This is a genomic window from Streptomyces sp. NPDC058464 (assembly GCF_042721035.1).
Classification (GTDB): Bacteria; Actinomycetota; Actinomycetes; order Streptomycetales; family Streptomycetaceae; genus Streptomyces.
On the sequence record NZ_JBHXMA010000020.1, the window covers coordinates 71,483 to 88,808 of the forward strand.

The window sequence follows — 17,326 nt, forward strand, 5'->3', positions numbered from 1 at the left end:
TAGGCTATCGAAATTTTTTCGATACGGACCCATTGACGTGACATGCCCGTGGTGCCTACGGTCCCGGCAATCCAGTTGAAACCTTTCACGACGCGGTGAGGGCGGCCAGTGCCGTCCCGCCGGTGTCGTCGAGGAGCCCCCATGACCCACCCGTCCGACACGGGACCGGCCCCGGTGCTGGCGCTGAAGGACGTCTCCAAGTCCTTCGGTGCCGTCCGCGCCCTGCGGGACGTCTCCCTGGAGCTGTTCCCCGGCGAGGTGCACGCCCTCGCCGGGGAGAACGGCGCGGGCAAGTCGACGCTGATCAAGACCCTCGCCGGAGTGCACCGGCCGGACGCCGGCCAGGTGCTGCTCGACGGCGAGCCCGTCGTCTTCCACGGCCCCGGCGACGCCCGCGACGCCGGAATCGCCGTGATCTACCAGGAACCCACGCTCTTCCCCGACCTGTCGATCGCCGAGAACATCTTCATGGGCCGGCAGCCCCGGCGTGCCCTCGGCCGGATCGACCACAAGGCCACCCGCGCGGCCACCACCGCCCTGATGAAGCGGCTCGGTGTCGCCCTCGACCCCGACCGCCCCGCCCGCGGCCTGTCCATCGCCGACCAGCAGATCGTCGAGATCGCCAAGGCACTCTCCTTCGACGCCCGGGTCCTGATCATGGACGAGCCGACGGCGGCCCTGACCGGCAGCGAGGTCGCCCGCCTCTTCGGCGTCGTCCGCACCCTGCGCGACCAGGGCGCCGCGGTGCTCTTCATCTCGCACCGACTCGAGGAGATCTTCCAGATCTGCCGGCGCGTCACCACCCTGCGGGACGGCGCCTGGATCGCCAGCGAGCTCGTCGACGGCATGACCGAGGACGACCTCGTACGCCGGATGGTCGGCCGGGACCTGGCCGAGCTGTATCCCAAGCAGGACGTCCGCCCCGGCGAAGTCGCCCTGAGCGTGCGGCGGTTGACCCGGGAGGGGGTCTTCACGGACGTCTCCTTCGAGGTGCGGTCCGGTGAGATCGTCGGCCTCGCCGGACTGGTCGGCGCCGGCCGGACCGAGGTCGCCCGTGCCGTGTTCGGCGTCGACCGCTGGGACGCCGGCGAAGTCGAGGTCAGGGGACGGAAACTGACCAGCGGCGCACCCTCCGTCGCGATGTCCGCGGGCCTCGCCCTCGTCCCCGAGGACCGGCGCGCCCAAGGCCTCGTGATGGACATGTCCATCGAGCGCAACATCGGCCTGACCGGGCTGCGTACGACCGTCAGGGCGGGCCTCGTCGACCGGGGCGCCGAACGCAGCAGGTCCCTCGACTGGGCGGTCCGGCTCCAGGTGAAGTACGCCCGGATCGCCGACGCCGTCTCCACCCTCTCCGGCGGCAACCAGCAGAAGGTCGTCCTCGCCAAATGGCTCGCGACCGGGCCCAAGGTGCTGATCGTCGACGAACCGACCCGGGGCATCGACGTCGGCACCAAGGCCGAAGTCCACCGGCTCCTCGGTGAGTTGGCCGCCGACGGGGTCGCCGTCCTGATGATCTCCTCCGACCTGCCCGAGATCCTCGGCATGGCCGACCGCGTGCTGGTGATGCACGAGGGCCGGATCACCGCCGAGATCCCGCGCTCCGAAGCCAGCGAGGAAACCGTGATGGCCGCAGCCACGGGGAGGGCCGCCGCATGACGGTGACCACATCCGAACCGACCCCCGTCGCCGAGACGCCCGAATCCGCCGGGACCCGGCTCGTCGACCGGGTGTTCAAGATGCGCGAACTCGCCATCCTCGTCGTCTTCCTGGTGATGATCGCCGTCACCCAGGCCGGCAACAGCGAGTTCCTCTCCGAGCAGGGCATCAAGGACCTGCTGCTCAACGCCACCATCCTGGTGCTGGTCGCGACCGGCCAGTCCCTGGTGGTGATCACCCGGAACGTCGACCTGTCCGTCGGCTCCACCCTCGGCATCACCGCCTTCGCCGCCGGCGACTACCTGCACGGCGGCGGCAGCACGGTCGTCGCGATCGTCCTCGCCGTCCTGCTCGGCATCGGCTGCGGACTGCTCAACGGCCTGCTCGTCAGCCTCGGTCAGGTCCCCGCGCTCGTCGTCACCCTCGGCACGCTGTACATCATCCGGGGCGTCGACTCCATCTGGGTCGGCTCCCGGCAGATCACGGCCGGCGACCTGCCCGGCTCCTTCGTCGACTTCGGCTCCGGCGGCCTGTCGGCCGTCCCCTGGCTGGCCCTGATCGCCCTCGCCGTCCTCGTCGCCACCGCCTACTACCTCAAACACTTCGGCAGCGGACGGGAGTTGTACGCCCTCGGCTCCAACCCGGAGGCCGCACGGCTGGCCGGCATCCCGGTCCGCAAGCGGATCCTCACCGCCTACACCTTCTGCGGCGCCCTCGCCGGGCTCGCCGGGGCCATGTACCTGGCCCGGTTCGGGAACGTCGACTCCAGCACCGGCAACGGCTACGAACTCACCGTCGTGAGCGCCGTGGTGGTCGGCGGCGTGGTCTTCACCGGCGGCTCCGGGAGCGTGTACGGCGCCGCGCTGGGCGCGCTGCTGCTCACCTCCGTCAACAGCGTGCTCCCGGCCCTCGGGGTCAGCTCCGTGTGGGTCCTCGCCATCAACGGCTTCCTGCTGCTGCTCGCCATCGCCGTCGACCGGATCGTCGCGTCGCGGGTGGCCTCCGCCCTGAAGAAGAGGAACGCCCGCCATGCCTGACTCCCTGACACGCGCGGTCCGCTGGGACACGGTCGTCGGTGCGCTGCTGATGGTCCTCCTGCTGCTGTCGTTCGGCTTCGTCGACGGCTTCGGGAACTCGCTCAACCTGTCCTTCCTGATCGGCAACACGCTGCCCATCGCCCTGATCGCCCTGCCGATGACCCTGCTGGTCGTCGCCGGCGAGATCGACCTCTCGGTCGCGTCGACCGCCGGACTCTCGGGCGCCGTCATGGGCAAGCTCTGGAACGAGGGCATGGCGATCGAGACGATCATCCCGCTGTGCCTGCTGCTGGGGGTGGCCTGCGGGCTGGTCAACGGACTGCTGGTGACCCGGCTGGGACTGCCCTCGCTCGCCGTCACCATCGGCACGCTCGCGGCCTACCGGGGCATCGCGCAGATCGTCCTCGGCTCCGACGCGGTGACCGACTTCCCCACACAGTACCTGGACTTCGCGGCGGGGCGGCTCGGCGGCACGTTCCTGCCTCGTGCCTTCCTGCCGTTCCTGGTGCTGCTGGTGATCGCCGTGGTGGTGCTGCACGCCACGCCGTTCGGGCGGTCGCTGTTCGCCGTGGGGGCGAGCGAGGAGGCGGCGCGGTTCGCGGGTATCCGCGTCAAGCGCAACAAGCTGATCCTGTTCGTCGCCACTGGCTTCATGGCCTCGCTCACCGGGATCTTCTGGGCGCTGCACTACGCGAGTGCGCGGTACGACAACGCGACCGGGCTCGAACTGAGCGTTGTGGCGGCCGTGTTGCTCGGTGGCATCGACTTCGACGGGGGCCGGGGCACGCTGGGCGGTGCGATTGCCGGGGTGTTCCTGCTCGGGTCGTTGCAGAACGTGATGAGTCTGCTCAATGTGTCCGCGCAGTCTCAGATCGTCGTGACCGGTGTGTTGCTTGTCGTCTCGGTGCTCGGGCCCCGGGTTGCCCGGCAGATCTCGTTGGCCCGGCACAGGGGTGCGAAGGCCGTCTGATTGCTGCGGGCCGTGTGTGGCTGGTCGCGCAGTTCCTCCCCCAGCCTTCGGCCGGGGGTACCCCCAGCGCCCCCAAGAGGAGGCGCTCCCAGAGCCGTTACTCGAAAAGGAACCGTCATGCGTAAGTCGTCCCTCCGGCGTGCCTGTGTGGCCCTCGCCGCTGTGTCCTCCCTCGCCCTCGCCGCCACCGCCTGTGGTGGTACGACCAAGAACAACTCGAGCAGTGACGAGTCGGCGGCGGCCACCTCCACCGCCAAGGCCGACCCGAACGCGGCGCTGAAGAAGGGCCTCACCGTCGGGTTCCTGCCCAAGCAGGTCAACAACCCCTACTTCACCTCCGCCGACAAGGGCGGCGAGACGGCGCTCACCGAACTCGGCTCCAAGTACAAGGAGGTCGGGCCCTCCAGCGCCACCGACACCTCCGGGCAGGTCAGTTACGTCAACACGCTCACCCAGCAGCAGGTCGATGCCATGGCCGTGTCCGCGCAGGACCCCGGCGCCCTGTGCACCGCCCTCAAGCAGGCCATGAGCAACGGCATCAAGGTCGTCACCTACGACTCCGACACCAACGCCGGCTGCCGCAACGCCTTCGTCTCGCAGGCCAGCGCCGAGGACCTCGGCCGTACCGAGGTGCAGCTGCTCGCCGAGCAGATCGGGTACAAGGGCCAGATCGCGATCCTCAGCGCCGCGCAGACCGCCACCAACCAGAACACCTGGATCGGGTACATGAAGGAGGAGCTGAAGGACCCGAAGTACAAGAACGTCAAGCTGGTCAAGATCGCCTACGGCAACGACGACGCCCAGCAGTCCTTCCAGCAGACCCAGGGCTTGCTCCAGCAGTACCCGGACCTCAAGGGGATCATCTCCCCGACCACCGTCGGCATCAAGGCGGCCGCCCAGTACCTGTCCGGCTCCAAGTACAAGGGCAAGGTCAAGCTGACCGGTCTCGGCACGCCCAACGACATGCGCCAGTACGTCAAGAACGGCACCGTCGAGGGCTTCGAGCTGTGGGACCCGGCCAAGCTCGGCGACCTGGCCGCCCGTACCGCCGTCGCGCTCGTCTCCGGGCAGATCACCGGCAAGGAGGGCGAGACCTTCAAGGCCGGCGACACCACTTACACCATCGGCAAGGACGGCGTGATCAACCTCGGCAAGCCGACCGTGTTCGACGCGAAGAACATCGACCAGTTCAACTTCTAGCAGCCGGGCGGTACTTCATGCAGCGCGTCTGTTTCCTCCTCAAGGTCCGGCAGGACCGCCTCGCCGAGTACCGCGAACGCCACGCCGCCGTGTGGCCGGAGATGCGCGCGGCGCTCTCCGCCACCGGCTGGCACAACTACTCGCTCTTCCTGCGCGACGACGGCCTGCTGGTCGGCTATCTGGAGACCGAGGACTTCGAGGCGGCCCGCGCCGGCATGGAGGCCACCGAGGTCAACTCCCGCTGGCAGGCCGAGATGGGCCCCTTCTTCGAAGCCCTCGACGGCGCCCGTCCCGACGAGGCGATGAAACCGCTCACCGAGGTGTTCCACCTCGCCTGACCCGTCCCCCCCCTTCCAGGAGCCGCTCGTGAAGAGACGTACCGTGCTGGGTGCCGCCCTCGTCGGAGCCGTGGCCACCCCCGCACTCGCCGCCGGCACCGCCCGCGCGGCCGACCCAGGACCATCGGTGAACAAGCAGCAGAGCACCCAACTGGACGCCCAGGCAGTCTTCTTCGTCTCCTACGACGGCCTGGTCAACAACAACTCCTTCCAGAAGAACGGCCTGTTCACGTACAAGGGCTTCCAGTACGCCGGCTGGTACACCTCGACCGGCTACGCGGTGATCGGACGCCGGGTGCTGGGCGGGTCGTCGTGGTCGACCGTCACCCTCGCCCACCAGCTCAAGTCCAGTGACTCGCACAACGTCATCTCGATGGGCGTGTCCAGGACCGACGGCCGGCTGCACCTCAACATGGACTCGCACAGCGACGGCTTCTTCTACGTGAAGTCGGTGGCCGGACTGCTCGACAATCCCGGCTCCACCGCCTGGACCTCGGCCGTCTTCGGCGCCGTACAGACGTCTCTGGACGGTGTCTCGCTCACCTCCCAGTTCACCTACCCGCAGTTCGTCTCCACCCCCGAGGGAAAGCTCCAGCTCAGCTACCGGGTGGGGATCTCCGGGAACGGCCGCAACGCCCTCGCGGAGTACGACGGTTCGAGCTGGACCGCGCTGGGGGAGTGGAGCAGCTCCACCGGGACGTACACGAGCGAGCACGGTTCGTCGACCGCCCGCAACATGTACCTGCACGGCATCGAGTACGACGTCAACGGGCGGCTGCACTCCTTCTTCACCTGGCGCGAGCAGAACGCCGCCGTGATGTGCAACAGCGGCGGCATCACCAACCACGACACCGGCTACGTCTACTCCACGGACCGCGGCCGGACCTGGCGCAACGACGCCGGGACCCTGGTCGCCACCACCGGCAGCTCGGACACCGTCGCCGTCACCGACTCCGGGCTGGTCGTCGACTCCCTCAACCCCGACCACTCCCTGATGAACCAGGAGAGCCAGTGGACCGACTCCACCGGACTCCCGCACGCGATCATCAGCTACGTCCCCGGCCGCTTCGGTCAGTGCACCACCGACTACGTCGCCGACCGCACCGCGAACGGGCGCGCCTTCCACGTCCGCAGGAACGCCTCCGGCACCTGGCAGAAGACCGAGATCCCGGTCGCCCTGAACTCCAGCCAGCGCACCAAGCTGGTCCTGGACAAGTACGACAACGCCTACGCGGTGTTCCCCTACGGCCGGATCGCCGGTGCGTCCAAGGCCTCCGGGTACTCCGACTGGGCACTCCTGTACGACGGCAGCGACCTGAACGCCTTCGGCGAGGTGGTGATCGACGAGATGCGCGTCAAGGCCGACAACGTGCTGTCGTTCATGTACCAGGAGACATCGAGCGGTACGACACCCTCCGCGCTCCATGTCGTCGACTTCGCCCTGCCCGCCTGACCCGGACCGGTGTGCGAGTCATGTCGTAATGTGAAGCCCTTCCCGATGTGCGCTTCCCTGTGGTGAAGGCGCCGTCCATGTTCCTGGAGGTCTCGCCCGATGGTCCAGTCGGTGGGTATCAAGGACGTCGCCCGTGCCGCCGGAGTCTCGGTGGGTACGGTCTCGAACGTCATCAACCGTCCGGACACCGTCGCCGGCGAGACCCGGGCGCGGGTGCAGTCGGCGATCGACCGGCTCGGCTACGTCCGCAGCGAGTCCGCCCGCCAGCTGCGCGCGGGCCGCAGCCGGATCATGGGCCTGCTCGTCCTCGACATGGGCAACCCCTTCTTCGTGGACGTGGCCCGGGGCGCCGAGCGGGCGGCCCGGGACGCCGGGCTCGGCGTGATGGTCTGCAACAGCGCGCAGAACGCCGGCGAGGAGGCCGAGTACCTGTCGCTCTTCGCCGAGCAGCGGGTGCGCGGCGTCCTGCTCACCCCGGCGGACGCCACCGGCCGCAACATCGAGTCCTTCCGCCGGCACGGCATCCCCTTCGTCCTGGTCGACCGGGTCGCCGAGGGCACCACCGAGTGCTCGGTCAGCGTCGACGACGTGGCGGGCGGCGCACTGGCCGTGCGCCATCTCGTCGACGCCGGGCATCGCTCGATCGCGTACGTCAGCGGCCCGCCCGGCTTCAACCAGGTCCGTGACCGCCGCACCGGCGCCCTGAACGCCCTCGCCGAGGCCGGACTCGGCCCCGAGGCGCTGCGCGAGCTGCCGACCGAGCGGCTCGACGTGGCCGCCGGCCGGGACGCGGGCGCCCGCCTCCTCGGCCTCGCCGACCGGCCCACCGCCGTGTTCTGTGCCAACGACCTCCTCGCCCTCGGCGTCCTGCAGGCCATGTACGCGGCCGGGGTGGTCGTCCCGGACGACCTCGCGATCGTCGGCTACGACGACATCGAGTTCGCCGCCGCGGCCGCCGTACCGCTGACCTCGGTCCGCCAGCCCGCCGTCACCATGGGCGCGATGGCCGCCGACCTCCTCCTGGAGGAGACCGAGGACCGGGAGGGCCGGGCACCGCACGAGCACCGCCGGGTGGTCCTCCAGCCGGAACTGGTGGTGCGCCGCTCCAGCCTCGCGGCCCGCTGATCGGGTATTCAGTAACGATTTCATGATCCCGGGGGTGGACCGGCCCCGGACGTGTGCTGAACTGGGGCGCGACCATCCGTCCGTCCCGGGAGAACCGTTGAGCCTCAGCTACCGCCAGCCCGGCGTCGTCCTCACCGACCGCCACTTCACCGTCCCCCTCGACCACGCGGACCCGGACGGCGAGACCATCGAGCTGTACGCCCGGGAGGCGGTCGCGAGCGACAAGGCGGACCAGGAACTGCCGTGGTTGCTGTATCTGCAGGGCGGCCCCGGTTTCGGGGCGAATCGTTTTGTCGGGCGGCAGGCCTGGCTCGACCGGGCCCTGCAGGAGTACCGCGTGCTGCTCCTCGACCAGCGCGGCACCGGCCGGTCCACCCCGGTCAACCGGCAGACGCTGCCGCTGCGCGGCGGCCCGGCCGCCCAGGCCGACCACCTGGCCCGGTTCCGCTCCGACTCGATCGTCCGGGACTGCGAGGCGATCCGGCCGCAGGTCACCGGGGGCGCCCCGTGGACGACTCTCGGGCAGAGCTTCGGCGGCTTCTGCACGGTGACGTACCTGTCGTTCTTCCCGGAGGGCCTCAGGGCCTCCGTGATCACCGGCGGCCTGCCGTCCCTCGACGCGCACGCCGACGACGTGTACCGCGCCGCCTACCCGCGCATCGAGCGCAAGGTCGCCGCCCACTACGACCGCTACCCGATGGACGTCGAGCGGGCCCGGCGGATCGCCGAACACCTCCTCGACCGCGAGGTGCTGCTGCCGGGCGGCTACCGGCTCACCGTCGAGGCCTTCCAGTCCCTCGGCCTGATGCTGGGCACGAGCGACGGCAGCCACCGCCTGCACTTCCTCCTGGAGGACGCCTTCGTCCGCACCCCGTCCGGCCCCGAACTCTCCGACGCCTTCCAGGAGCAGGCCCTGGGCCTGCTGTCGTACGCGAGCAACCCGCTGTACGCCCTGGTCCACGAGCCGATCTACGGCCAGGACGCCCGCCCCACCGCCTGGGCGGCCGAGCGGGTCCGCGCCGAGTTCCCGCAGTTCGACGCGGCGAAGGCACTCGCGGACGACGCCCCGGTGCTGTTCACGGGTGAGACCGTGCACCCCTGGATGTTCGAGACCGACCCGTCCCTGCGCCCGCTGAGGGAGGCGGCGGAACTGCTCGCCGCCCGCACCGACTGGCAGCCGCTGTACGACCCGGCCCGCCTCGCCGCCAACGAGGTCCCGGTCGCCGCCGCCGTCTACCACGACGACATGTACGTCGACGCCGGGCACTCGCTGGCGACCGCACGGGCCGTCCGGGGCCTGCGCACCTGGGTCACCGACGAGTTCGAGCACGACGGGCTGCGCACCGGCGCGCCCCGGGTCCTGGACCGGCTGCTGAAACTCGCCCGCGACGAGGCGTGACGTCCCGTAAAAAAAGAGGTTGCGGGCGTGGCGGGTCCGCATAGTCTGCGGCCGTGGAGGAACGGGGGGACATGACCATGGACGCGGAACTGCTGGCCGGCCGTTTCCAGGAACACCGCGGTCAACTGCGCGCGGTGGCCTACCGGATGCTCGGCTCGCTCGCCGAGGCCGAGGACGCGGTCCAGGAGGCCTGGCTCAGGCTCGGACGGACCGAGGCGGACGAGATCAGGAACCTGGGGGGCTGGCTGACCACGGTGGTCGGCCGGGTCTGCCTCGACATGCTGCGCTCCCGTACGGCGCGCCGCGAGCAGCCGATCGACGAGACGTTCGTCCCGGACCCGGTGATCCGGCCGCTGTCGGGCGTCGACCCCGAACAGGAGGTGCTGGAGGCGGACTCCGTCGGGCTCGCCCTCCTCGTCGTCCTGGAGACGCTGGAGCCCGCCGAGCGGCTGGCGTTCGTCCTGCACGACATGTTCGCGGTGCCCTTCGACGACATCGCGCCCATCGTGGAGCGCAGTGCGGCGGCCACCCGGCAGCTGGCCAGCCGGGCCCGCCGCCGGGTCCAGGGGGCCACACCCACCGCCGACCCCGACCTCGGGCGGCAGCGCCAGGTGCTGGAGGCCTTCCTGGCCGCCTCCAGGGGCGGCGACTTCGAGGCGCTGGTCGCCGTGCTGCACCCCGATGTGGTGCTGCGTGTCGACTCGGGGGCGCTGGTGCGCGGCGCCGCCGCGTCCAAGGTGCTGCGTGGTGCCCGGGCGGTGGCCGAAGGCGCGTTCACCTTCCGGCAGTTCGCGGGCTGGGCGCGGCTCGCGCTGGTCAACGGTGCCGTCGGCATGGTCACCGCGCCCGAGGGACGCCCGCTCTCCGTCATGGCGGTCACCATCGCCGACGGCCGGATCACCGAGATGTACATCCTGGCCGACCCCGAGCGGCTCGACCGCCTGGACTTCGTCGCCGAGGAGAACTGACAGCCACTCAGACGGCGGCGGCCGGGGGTCGATGAGGGCTCACGGTCCGTCCGTCGGGCAGGAGTTCACCGGTGTCGTCGAAGACGATCGTGCCGTCGCACAGCAGGCTCCAGCCCTGTTCGGGATGGGCCGAGACGACGACGGCCGGGTGGCTGCCGGGGTGGTCGGCGCCGGGGCACGGGGGCTGATGCCTGCACATGGTCCGTCTCCTGTCCTGCGGGTTCCTGCCTCTGTGGTAGCCGACTTTGTTTTCCGCCGGATGAAGAGGACCCCCACCGGGCCGGAAACTCCGTGGTGAGTTCTGGTCGTGTGGTTCGGGTCTCACCCGAGAGCGGGGTGTCACACTCGGCGCCCCCGGACCCCTCCCAGTGACAGAAGCGGCTTGGACGACGCCGTCGCGCGCACATCCAAGCCCGGCAGGAGAGGGGAAGTACGTGAAACTCGTGATATTCGGCGCGAACGGGCCGACCGGGCGGCAGGTCACCGCGCAGGGGATCGCCGAAGGGCACACGGTCACCGCCGTCACCCGCCGCCCCGAGGCGTTCCCGCCGAGCGGCCCGCGGCTGCGGGTGGCCGGTGCGGACGTGCTCGACCCGGCCGCCGTGGCACGCGTCGTGGCCGGGCAGGACGCGGTGATCTCGACGCTCGGGGTGCCCTACAGCCGAAACCCCGTCACCGTGTACTCGGAGGGCGTCACCCACATCACGCGGGCCATGACGGAACACGGCGTGCGGCGCCTGGTGTGCGTGTCCTCGACCGTGCTCTTCGGCGTGCCGGCGCCCGGCGAGACCTTCTTCTTCCGGAAGGTGCTCGAACCCCTCGTCGCGCGCACGATGGGGCGCACCGTGTACGAGGACATGCGGCGGATGGAGGAGATCGTGCGCGACGGCGACCACCGGTGGACCGTCGTCCGTCCCGCCGGCCTCTTTGACACGGCCGCCGTCAGCGCCTACCAGGTCGGCACTTCGCGCCTGCCCGGCCGGTTCACCTCGCGGGCGGATCTGGGAAACGTGCTGCTGCGCGAGGCGGTCGGTGACGGCCACGTGCGTGCCTTCGTCGACGTCCGCACCACGGAGGGCGTTCCGAGCCTCCTCGACGTCATCCGGAAAGAGGCGTTCGGGGGCAGGAAGCCCACACCGGGCGAGAAGGAGCGCGCGCGTGTCTGAAGACCGTTTCATCCTGCTGGCACCGGGGGCCGCCAGGCCCGGCCGCATTCCGCTGCCGCCCGCGTTCGCGGTCAAGGCGACGACCGACGACACGGAGGGGCGCTGCTCGCTGCTGGAGGTGACCGTCGCCCAGGACATCCCGCGGCATGTCCACCATCGCGCGGACGAGTGCGTCTACGTGCTGGACGGCGTCCTCGAGATCGAGTTCGGCGGCCGGCGGCACCGGGCTCCCCGCGGGGCGTTCGCGCTGCTCCCGCACGGCGTCCCGCACGCCCTGAGGGCCGCCTCCGACCCGCCGCCCCGGGTCCTGCAGATCTCCTCGCCCGGTGGCTGGGAACGGTTCGTCGAGGACCTGGTCGAGGCGGGACCCGCCGTCCTCACCGAGGGGCGCCTGGACCCCGCCAGGATCAATCCCGTCGCGGCCGCGTACCACATCACCTACGAGGAACAGGGATGAGCACGTCACCCGGCACCGAAAACACGTCACCCGGCACCGGAGACCGGCAGGGCAGCCCCGAGCACACCGCGACGCGGCTCTTCACCGACCACCGCGAGCTGCTGTTCTCCGTCGTCTACAACATGCTCGGCAGCGTCGCCGACACGGAGGACGTGCTCCAGGAGACCTGGCTGTCCTGGTCCGGCAAGAACCGCCGGGCGCCCCTGGCGGAGATCGGCAACCCGCGCGCCTACCTCGTCCGGATCGCGGTGAACCACGCCCTCGCCCGGCAGACGGCCATCGCCTCCCGCCGTGAGACGTACGTGGGTCCGTGGCTGCCCGAACCCCTGGTCACCGACGCCGGCACCGGCCTCGCCCCGGACACCGCCGACCGCACGGTCCGCAACGACTCGGTCTCCCTGGCGATGCTGGTGGTCCTGGAGACCCTCACCCCGCTGGAGCGGGCGGTGTTCGTCCTCCACGAGGTGTTCGGCTATCCCCACACCGAGATCGCCGCAATGCTCGACCGCAGCCCCGCCGCCGTCCGTCAGGTCGCCCACCGGGCCCGCGCCCATGTGCACGCCCGTCGCCCCCGCTACCGGGCCCGTCCCCGGGTCCGGCGGGAGGCGACCGAACGGTTCGTCGAGGCCGCCCTCGGCGGCGATCTGCAGGCGCTCCTGGAGATCCTCGCCCCGGACGTGACGGTCTGGATCGACGGCGGCGGCGCCCGGCAGGGGGCCGGGCTGCGACCGGTCCACGGCCGGGAGAAGGCCGCCCGCATGCTGGCCGGCTATGCCTCCCGGCGCGCCGGGGACCTGGAGGTCCACTACCGCGGTGTCAACGGCGACGACGCGGCGGTGCTCTTCTCGGGCGACTCCCCGTACGCCGTGATGGTCATGGACCTCACCCCGGACGGCGACCAGGTATCCGGTGTCTACGTCGTCACCAACCCGGCCAAGCTCACCCACGTACGGCCGGACGACGACCCTGATCAGTAGCGGGCCGTGCTCTCCAGCAGCGGCGGATACACCGCGCTCGGCACCCCGTCGACCGTGGCGCCCGCGTACTGGAGCATGGTGCCGACGCGGCGGTTGAGGTCGTGGGGGAAGTTGAGGGCCGGGGCCGACACCTCGTCGAGCCGGGCCGTCTGCTCCGGCGTCAGGCGGACGTCCAGGGCGGCGACGTTGGACTCCAGGTGGCCGAGGGTGCGCGGGCCGATGAGGGTGGAGGTGACGCCGGGGCGGTTCTGCACCCAGGACAGCGCCACGGCGGCCGAACCGGTGCCGATCTCCTCGGCGACGGCGGCGAGCGCCTCGATCACGGTGAAGTCGGCCTCGTCGGGCTGTCCGAGGACGGCGGCCCGCGGGGCGTCGGCGGGCGCGCCCCGCCCCCTGCGGTACTTCCCGGAGAGGAAGCCGCTCCTGAGCGGGGACCAGGGCAGCAGCCCCATCCCCGCGTCCTGGGCGAGCGGGATCAACTCGCCCTCGATGGTGCGCTCCAGCAGCGAGTACTCCATCTGCAGCGCCGTCACCGGCGCCCAGCCGCGCAGCAGCGCCATGGTGTGGGCCTTGGCGGTGAACCAGGCCGGGGTGTCGGAGAAACCGACGTACCGGATCTTGCCGGCCGTCACGAGGTCGTCGAGCGTCCGAAGGGTCTCCTCGACCGGGGTGGACCGGTCGTGGTTGTGCAGCCAGTACACGTCGACGTAGTCGGTGCGCAGCCGGCGCAGCGAGTCCTCCAGCTGGCCGACGATCGCCTTGCGCCCGGCGCCGCCGCCGTTGGGGTCGCCGAGGTGCAGGTTGCCGAAGAACTTGGTGGCCAGCACCAGGCGGTCGCGGCGGCCGGGGCGGGCGGCGAGGAAGTCGCCGAGGATCGCCTCCGAGTGGCCGTTGGTGTAGAAGTTGGCGGTGTCGACGAAGTTGCCGCCGAGGTCGAGATAGGTCTGGAGGATCTTCTCCGACTCCTCGACCGAGCAGCCGAAGCCGCCGTCCTCGCCGAAGTTCATCGCGCCGAGGCAGAAGGGGCTCACCTTGAGCCCGGACCGGCCGAGACCGACGTACGAGTCGAGTGCCATGAAGTGCTCCGTGAAGGTCGCGGTGGAAGTCGCCGGGGGATCCGGCTCTTCGAGCAAACCAGCCTGAGCTGCGGGAACGTTAGGGCGATCGCACCGGAGGCTTGCACGATCCTGCCGGTTTTCCGGGGGGAGGGAGAGGGGAGGGCGTTGCGGACGTCCCCGGCCGGCGTTTGAATCGGGAGCGTGTCCCTCGACGAACTGCGCTCCCTGATCGACCGGCACGCCCCGCGCGACGCCGACGCCGTCCCCGCGATCGACGGCCTCATGCTGACCCGTGCGGAACGGCCCACCGGGCCGCGCTCGGGCATCGTGGACCCCGTCCTCGCGCTGGTCGCCCAGGGCGCCAAACGGCTGACGCTGGGCGGCCGGATCTACGACTACGAGGTCGGCCAGTACCTGGTCGTCTCGGTCGACCTGCCGGTGAGCGGGCAGTGCACCCGGGCCACCCGGGAGACGCCGTTCCTGGGGTTCGGCTTCCGGCTGCGGCCCGCGCGCATCGCCGCACTGCTCCTGGAGACCGGTACCGACCCGCTCGCGGGCGGTGTGCGCCGCCGCACCGACCTGCCCGCGCTCGCGGTCGGCGACGCGCCCGCCGATCTGGTCGACGCCGCCCTCCGGATGGTGCGGCTGCTCGACCGGCCCGCCGACATCCCGGTGCTCGCCCCGATGATCGAGCGGGAGATCCTGTGGCGGCTGATCACCGGCGAGCAGGGCGCGCTCGTCCGGCAGATCGGGCTCGCCGACAGCCGGCTCACCCAGATCGGCCGGGCCGTCCGCTTCATCCGCGAGCACTACCCCGACCCGCTGCGCATCGAGGACCTCGCACGGCTCGCCGGGATGAGCGCCTCGCCGTTCCACCGGTACTTCCGGGCGGTCACCGCGATGACCCCGATCCAGTACCAGAAGCACATCCGTCTCCAGGAGGCCCGGCTGCGCCTGATGAGCAGCACCGACGACGTGGCCGACGTGGGGTACGCGGTCGGCTACGACAGCGCCTCGCAGTTCAGCCGCGAGTACCGGCGGCAGTTCGGCCGGCCGCCGGGGGCGGACGCGGCCCGGCTGAGAAATGCGGACGAGGAGGTCCTCGCCGGTCAGTAGGCTGACCGGGTGCCAGAACAGATATCCGAACGGGCCCGGCTGAGCGGCGACTGCGCCCGCTGTTTCGGGCTCTGCTGCGTAGCCCTGCCGTTCACCGCCTCGGCGGACTTCGCGGTCGACAAGCCCGCCGGAAAGCCCTGCGGCAACCTCGGCGGCGACCACCGCTGCGGCATCCACGCCGAGCTGCGGCAGAAGGGGTTCGGCGGCTGCACGGTCTACGACTGCTTCGGCGCCGGGCAGCAGGTCTCGCAGGTGATCTTCGGCGGGCAGGACTGGCGCACCGGCTCCCCGGAGCACGCCCGCCGGATGTTCGAGGCCTTCCCCGTCGTACGGCAGCTGCACGAACTGCTCCGCTACCTCACCGAGGCGCTGGACCTGCCCGCCGCCCGCCCGGTCCGCACCGAACTGGGCAGGCTCCTCGAGGACACCGAGGAACTCACCCGGGGGACGCCCGGGGAACTCGCCGCCCTGGACGTCGCCGCGCACCGGGAGAAGGTCAACGTCCTGCTGCTGCGCACCAGCGAGCTGGCCCGCGCCGGCGTCCGCGGCCGGAAGAAGGACCGCCGGGGCGCGGACCTGGTCGGCGCCCGCCTCAGGAACGCCGGCCTGCGCGGGGTGAGCCTGCGCGGGGCCTGCCTGATCGCCGCCGACCTCACCGGCGCCGACCTTCGGGACACCGACCTGATCGGCGCCGACCTGCGGGCCGCCGACCTCACCGACGCGGACCTGACCGGCGCGATCTTCCTGACCCAGCCGCAGGTCGACGCGGCCCGGGGCAGTGCCGGCACCCGGCTGCCGGCGTCAGTCGCCCGTCCCGTGCACTGGACAGCCCCCGCCGCTCCCTGACGCGGGTGCCTCCGGCACGGTCACCGGCGCCGGGGCGGGGGTGCGGCGCTCCAGCCGCAGCCGCAGGCCGTCCGGCATCAGCGTGAGCCGCTCGGTCACCCGCAGCCGGTAGTCCGGGTCGGCCCCGAGGCCGTAGCGACGCAGCAGCAGGCCGAGGACCAGGGTGGCCTCGTGCAGCGCGAACTGGCGGCCGATGCAGGCGCGCGCTCCGGTGCCGAACGGCTTGAAGGTGTGCGGAGCCCGGCCGCGGGCCGCCTTCGCGTCGAACCGGTCCGGGTCGAAGCTCTCGGCGTCCGGGCCCCACACCTCGGGGTCCCGGTGCAGCATCGGGGTCAGGACCAGTGCCCAGGCGCCCCGGCGCATCGGGTACCGCCCGGCCAGCACGGTGTCCTCACGGGCCTCGCGGGCGAAGGCGGGCGCCGTCGGCCACAGCCGCAGCGACTCGTCCAGCACCCGCCGCACGTAACGGAGTTTGGCCACCTGGTCGTAGCCCGGCGCGGGTGTGTCGCCCCAGACGCGGTCCACCTCGGCGGCCGCCCGGGCGGCGATCTCCGGGTGCAGGGCAAGGTAGTGCAGGGCGAAGGAGAGCGCGCCCGAGGTGGTCTCGTGGCCGGCCACCAGGAAGGTGATCACCTGCCGCCGTACGTTCTCGGCGGACAGCCGTTCGCCGGTCTCCGGATGGGCCGTCTCCAGCATCCGGTCGAGCAGGTCGCCGTCCCCGCGGCCGGTCCGGCGCCGCTCGGCGACGAGGTCGTCGACCGTGCGGTTGAGGTGGTCGATGTCGGCCGCGTTGCGCCGGGAGGCCTGCCGCAGCATCAGCGGGGCCAGCGGCCCGGGCACGCTGTTCAGCCGCTGCGCATAGGTGAGCGTGCCGATCATCGAGGTCACGAAGGGATGCGGCCGGTCCCGCTCGAACGAGCCGAAGTCGTGCCCGAACCCGGTGCGGGCGATCGTCTCCAGGGTCAGCTTGGTCATGTCGCCGGGCACGTCCACCCAGCGGCCGGCCGTCAGCTCCCGGTCCCAGTGGTCGGTCAGCCGCCCGGCCACCGCCAGCATCATCGCGTGGTAGCCCTCCATGGCCTCCCGGCTGAAGCCCGGGGCCAGGACGTCGTGCGCCAGCTGCCAGTTCGGCTCGTGGTTGTACGCCGTGAACAGGCCGTCCCCGGCGACCGGGCGCAGATTGGCGACCCCGAGGCCCACATGCTTGGCGAACCGTGACTCGTCGGCCATGTCGGCGGCCAGTCCGGCACCCCACACGAACACGAACTCGTTGCCGAACGCCCTGCGCCGGAAGATCGGGCCCAACTGCCCGCCGATCCGCATCGAGTCCTGGAGCGGGGTGCGCCGGTCGACGCCCAGGACGTCGCCGAGGAGCGGCAGCCGGCGCGGCGGGTGCGGGATGCGGTGCAGCTCCGGCCAGCCCTGCTCGGCGCCCCGGAACCCCTTCGGCAGCGGGCCGCCCGGCCCCGTCCCCGGCTGCGTGACCGTCTCCGCCATGACGCGATCTCCCTCGATGCTGCGGCACGTCGATCTAGTTGTACGTGGGTTCAATAGGCC

The 17,326-nt window shown here is 71.3% G+C and carries 17 protein-coding genes; 14 read left to right on the forward strand and 3 right to left on the reverse strand.

All coding sequences use genetic code 11. The annotated features are described in order from the left end of the window. Positions 1 to 141 precede the first annotated feature (141 nt). The 9 genes from ACFWPQ_RS25475 (at position 142) to sigJ (ACFWPQ_RS25515) (ending at position 10,149) form a co-directional block, all read left to right on the forward strand. A complete protein-coding gene (locus tag ACFWPQ_RS25475; protein WP_384039030.1) occupies positions 142 to 1,659 on the forward strand; it encodes a sugar ABC transporter ATP-binding protein in 1,518 nt (505 codons plus the stop codon). Continuing rightward, positions 1,656 to 2,696 carry an ABC transporter permease gene (locus ACFWPQ_RS25480; protein ID WP_384039033.1) on the forward strand — a complete coding sequence of 347 codons (1,041 nt, stop codon included), beginning with the start codon at positions 1,656 to 1,658 and terminating at the stop codon, positions 2,694 to 2,696. Before ACFWPQ_RS25475 ends, ACFWPQ_RS25480 begins: the two co-directional genes overlap by 4 nt. Continuing rightward, a complete protein-coding gene (locus ACFWPQ_RS25485) occupies positions 2,689 to 3,666 on the forward strand; it encodes an ABC transporter permease (RefSeq protein ID WP_384039036.1) in 978 nt (325 codons plus the stop codon). The genes ACFWPQ_RS25480 and ACFWPQ_RS25485 overlap by 8 nt, the downstream gene beginning before the upstream one ends. Before the next feature lie 117 nt (positions 3,667 to 3,783). Then, positions 3,784 to 4,866: a rhamnose ABC transporter substrate-binding protein gene (rhaS, locus tag ACFWPQ_RS25490; protein ID WP_384039039.1), complete on the forward strand. Its 1,083-nt coding sequence runs from the start codon at positions 3,784 to 3,786 to the stop codon at positions 4,864 to 4,866. A gap of 17 nt (positions 4,867 to 4,883) precedes the next feature. Continuing rightward, on the forward strand, positions 4,884 to 5,204 hold the full coding sequence (locus ACFWPQ_RS25495; RefSeq protein ID WP_384039042.1) for an L-rhamnose mutarotase: 321 nt from the start codon (positions 4,884 to 4,886) through the stop codon (positions 5,202 to 5,204). A gap of 28 nt (positions 5,205 to 5,232) precedes the next feature. Next, entirely contained in the window at positions 5,233 to 6,657 is a 1,425-nt protein-coding gene (locus tag ACFWPQ_RS25500) for a BNR repeat-containing protein (RefSeq protein ID WP_384039045.1), read from the forward strand. A 99-nt stretch (positions 6,658 to 6,756) separates the two neighbouring features. Further along, positions 6,757 to 7,782 (forward strand): LacI family DNA-binding transcriptional regulator, encoded by a 1,026-nt coding sequence (locus ACFWPQ_RS25505; RefSeq protein ID WP_361291607.1) that lies wholly within the window; start codon positions 6,757 to 6,759, stop codon positions 7,780 to 7,782. 97 nt (positions 7,783 to 7,879) lie between these two features. Then, on the forward strand, positions 7,880 to 9,181 hold the full coding sequence (locus ACFWPQ_RS25510) for an alpha/beta fold hydrolase (protein WP_384039049.1): 1,302 nt from the start codon (positions 7,880 to 7,882) through the stop codon (positions 9,179 to 9,181). 71 nt (positions 9,182 to 9,252) lie between these two features. After that, positions 9,253 to 10,149 carry an RNA polymerase sigma factor SigJ gene (sigJ, locus tag ACFWPQ_RS25515; RefSeq protein ID WP_384039052.1) on the forward strand — a complete coding sequence of 299 codons (897 nt, stop codon included), beginning with the start codon at positions 9,253 to 9,255 and terminating at the stop codon, positions 10,147 to 10,149. 7 nt (positions 10,150 to 10,156) lie between these two features. Here sigJ (ACFWPQ_RS25515) and ACFWPQ_RS25520 read toward each other — a convergent pair whose 3' ends face one another. Then, positions 10,157 to 10,348 carry a DUF5999 family protein gene (locus ACFWPQ_RS25520; protein WP_384039055.1) on the reverse strand — a complete coding sequence of 64 codons (192 nt, stop codon included), beginning with the start codon at positions 10,346 to 10,348 and terminating at the stop codon, positions 10,157 to 10,159. A gap of 235 nt (positions 10,349 to 10,583) precedes the next feature. Between ACFWPQ_RS25520 and ACFWPQ_RS25525 the strand changes: the two genes are divergently transcribed. From ACFWPQ_RS25525 to sigJ (ACFWPQ_RS25535), 3 genes are read left to right on the forward strand one after another with little or no spacing between them, the layout of a single operon-like run. Next, on the forward strand, positions 10,584 to 11,315 hold the full coding sequence (locus ACFWPQ_RS25525; protein ID WP_384039058.1) for an NAD(P)-dependent oxidoreductase: 732 nt from the start codon (positions 10,584 to 10,586) through the stop codon (positions 11,313 to 11,315). Next, entirely contained in the window at positions 11,308 to 11,772 is a 465-nt protein-coding gene (locus ACFWPQ_RS25530) for a cupin domain-containing protein (protein WP_384039061.1), read from the forward strand. Before ACFWPQ_RS25525 ends, ACFWPQ_RS25530 begins: the two co-directional genes overlap by 8 nt. Beyond that, positions 11,769 to 12,749: an RNA polymerase sigma factor SigJ gene (sigJ, locus tag ACFWPQ_RS25535; protein ID WP_384039065.1), complete on the forward strand. Its 981-nt coding sequence runs from the start codon at positions 11,769 to 11,771 to the stop codon at positions 12,747 to 12,749. The genes ACFWPQ_RS25530 and sigJ (ACFWPQ_RS25535) overlap by 4 nt, the downstream gene beginning before the upstream one ends. Here sigJ (ACFWPQ_RS25535) and ACFWPQ_RS25540 read toward each other — a convergent pair. After that, on the reverse strand, positions 12,743 to 13,825 hold the full coding sequence (locus tag ACFWPQ_RS25540; RefSeq protein ID WP_384039068.1) for an aldo/keto reductase: 1,083 nt from the start codon (positions 13,823 to 13,825) through the stop codon (positions 12,743 to 12,745). The genes sigJ (ACFWPQ_RS25535) and ACFWPQ_RS25540 overlap by 7 nt on opposite strands. Before the next feature lie 183 nt (positions 13,826 to 14,008). On the opposite strand from ACFWPQ_RS25540, the gene ACFWPQ_RS25545 reads away from it, so the two are divergent. Next, positions 14,009 to 14,923, forward strand: a complete 915-nt coding sequence (locus tag ACFWPQ_RS25545; RefSeq protein ID WP_384039072.1) for an AraC family transcriptional regulator N-terminal domain-containing protein — start codon at positions 14,009 to 14,011, stop codon at positions 14,921 to 14,923. Between the two features lie 9 nt (positions 14,924 to 14,932). After that, positions 14,933 to 15,769 carry a pentapeptide repeat-containing protein gene (locus tag ACFWPQ_RS25550; protein ID WP_384039075.1) on the forward strand — a complete coding sequence of 279 codons (837 nt, stop codon included), beginning with the start codon at positions 14,933 to 14,935 and terminating at the stop codon, positions 15,767 to 15,769. Here the strand turns inward: ACFWPQ_RS25550 and ACFWPQ_RS25555 are convergent. Further along, positions 15,725 to 17,266 (reverse strand): cytochrome P450, encoded by a 1,542-nt coding sequence (locus ACFWPQ_RS25555; RefSeq protein WP_384039078.1) that lies wholly within the window; start codon positions 17,264 to 17,266, stop codon positions 15,725 to 15,727. The two genes, ACFWPQ_RS25550 and ACFWPQ_RS25555, sit on opposite strands and share 45 nt — an antisense overlap. Between the last annotated feature and the right edge of the window lie 60 nt (positions 17,267 to 17,326).

What these genes read in the sequence shown, in the direction of transcription:
- ACFWPQ_RS25485 (WP_384039036.1), top strand. Translation starts at nt 2,689, where the DNA reads ATGCCTGACTCCCTGACACGCGCGGTCCGCTGGGACACGGTCGTCGGT.
- sigJ (WP_384039052.1), top strand. Translation starts at nt 9,253, where the DNA reads ATGACCATGGACGCGGAACTGCTGGCCGGCCGTTTCCAGGAACACCGC.
- ACFWPQ_RS25505 (WP_361291607.1), top strand. Translation starts at nt 6,757, where the DNA reads ATGGTCCAGTCGGTGGGTATCAAGGACGTCGCCCGTGCCGCCGGAGTC.
- ACFWPQ_RS25540 (WP_384039068.1), bottom strand. Translation starts at nt 13,825, where the DNA reads ATGGCACTCGACTCGTACGTCGGTCTCGGCCGGTCCGGGCTCAAGGTG.
- sigJ (WP_384039065.1), top strand. Translation starts at nt 11,769, where the DNA reads ATGAGCACGTCACCCGGCACCGAAAACACGTCACCCGGCACCGGAGAC.
- ACFWPQ_RS25480 (WP_384039033.1), top strand. Translation starts at nt 1,656, where the DNA reads ATGACGGTGACCACATCCGAACCGACCCCCGTCGCCGAGACGCCCGAA.
- rhaS (WP_384039039.1), top strand. Translation starts at nt 3,784, where the DNA reads ATGCGTAAGTCGTCCCTCCGGCGTGCCTGTGTGGCCCTCGCCGCTGTG.
- ACFWPQ_RS25475 (WP_384039030.1), top strand. Translation starts at nt 142, where the DNA reads ATGACCCACCCGTCCGACACGGGACCGGCCCCGGTGCTGGCGCTGAAG.
- ACFWPQ_RS25495 (WP_384039042.1), top strand. Translation starts at nt 4,884, where the DNA reads ATGCAGCGCGTCTGTTTCCTCCTCAAGGTCCGGCAGGACCGCCTCGCC.
- ACFWPQ_RS25520 (WP_384039055.1), bottom strand. Translation starts at nt 10,348, where the DNA reads ATGTGCAGGCATCAGCCCCCGTGCCCCGGCGCCGACCACCCCGGCAGC.
- ACFWPQ_RS25555 (WP_384039078.1), bottom strand. Translation starts at nt 17,266, where the DNA reads ATGGCGGAGACGGTCACGCAGCCGGGGACGGGGCCGGGCGGCCCGCTG.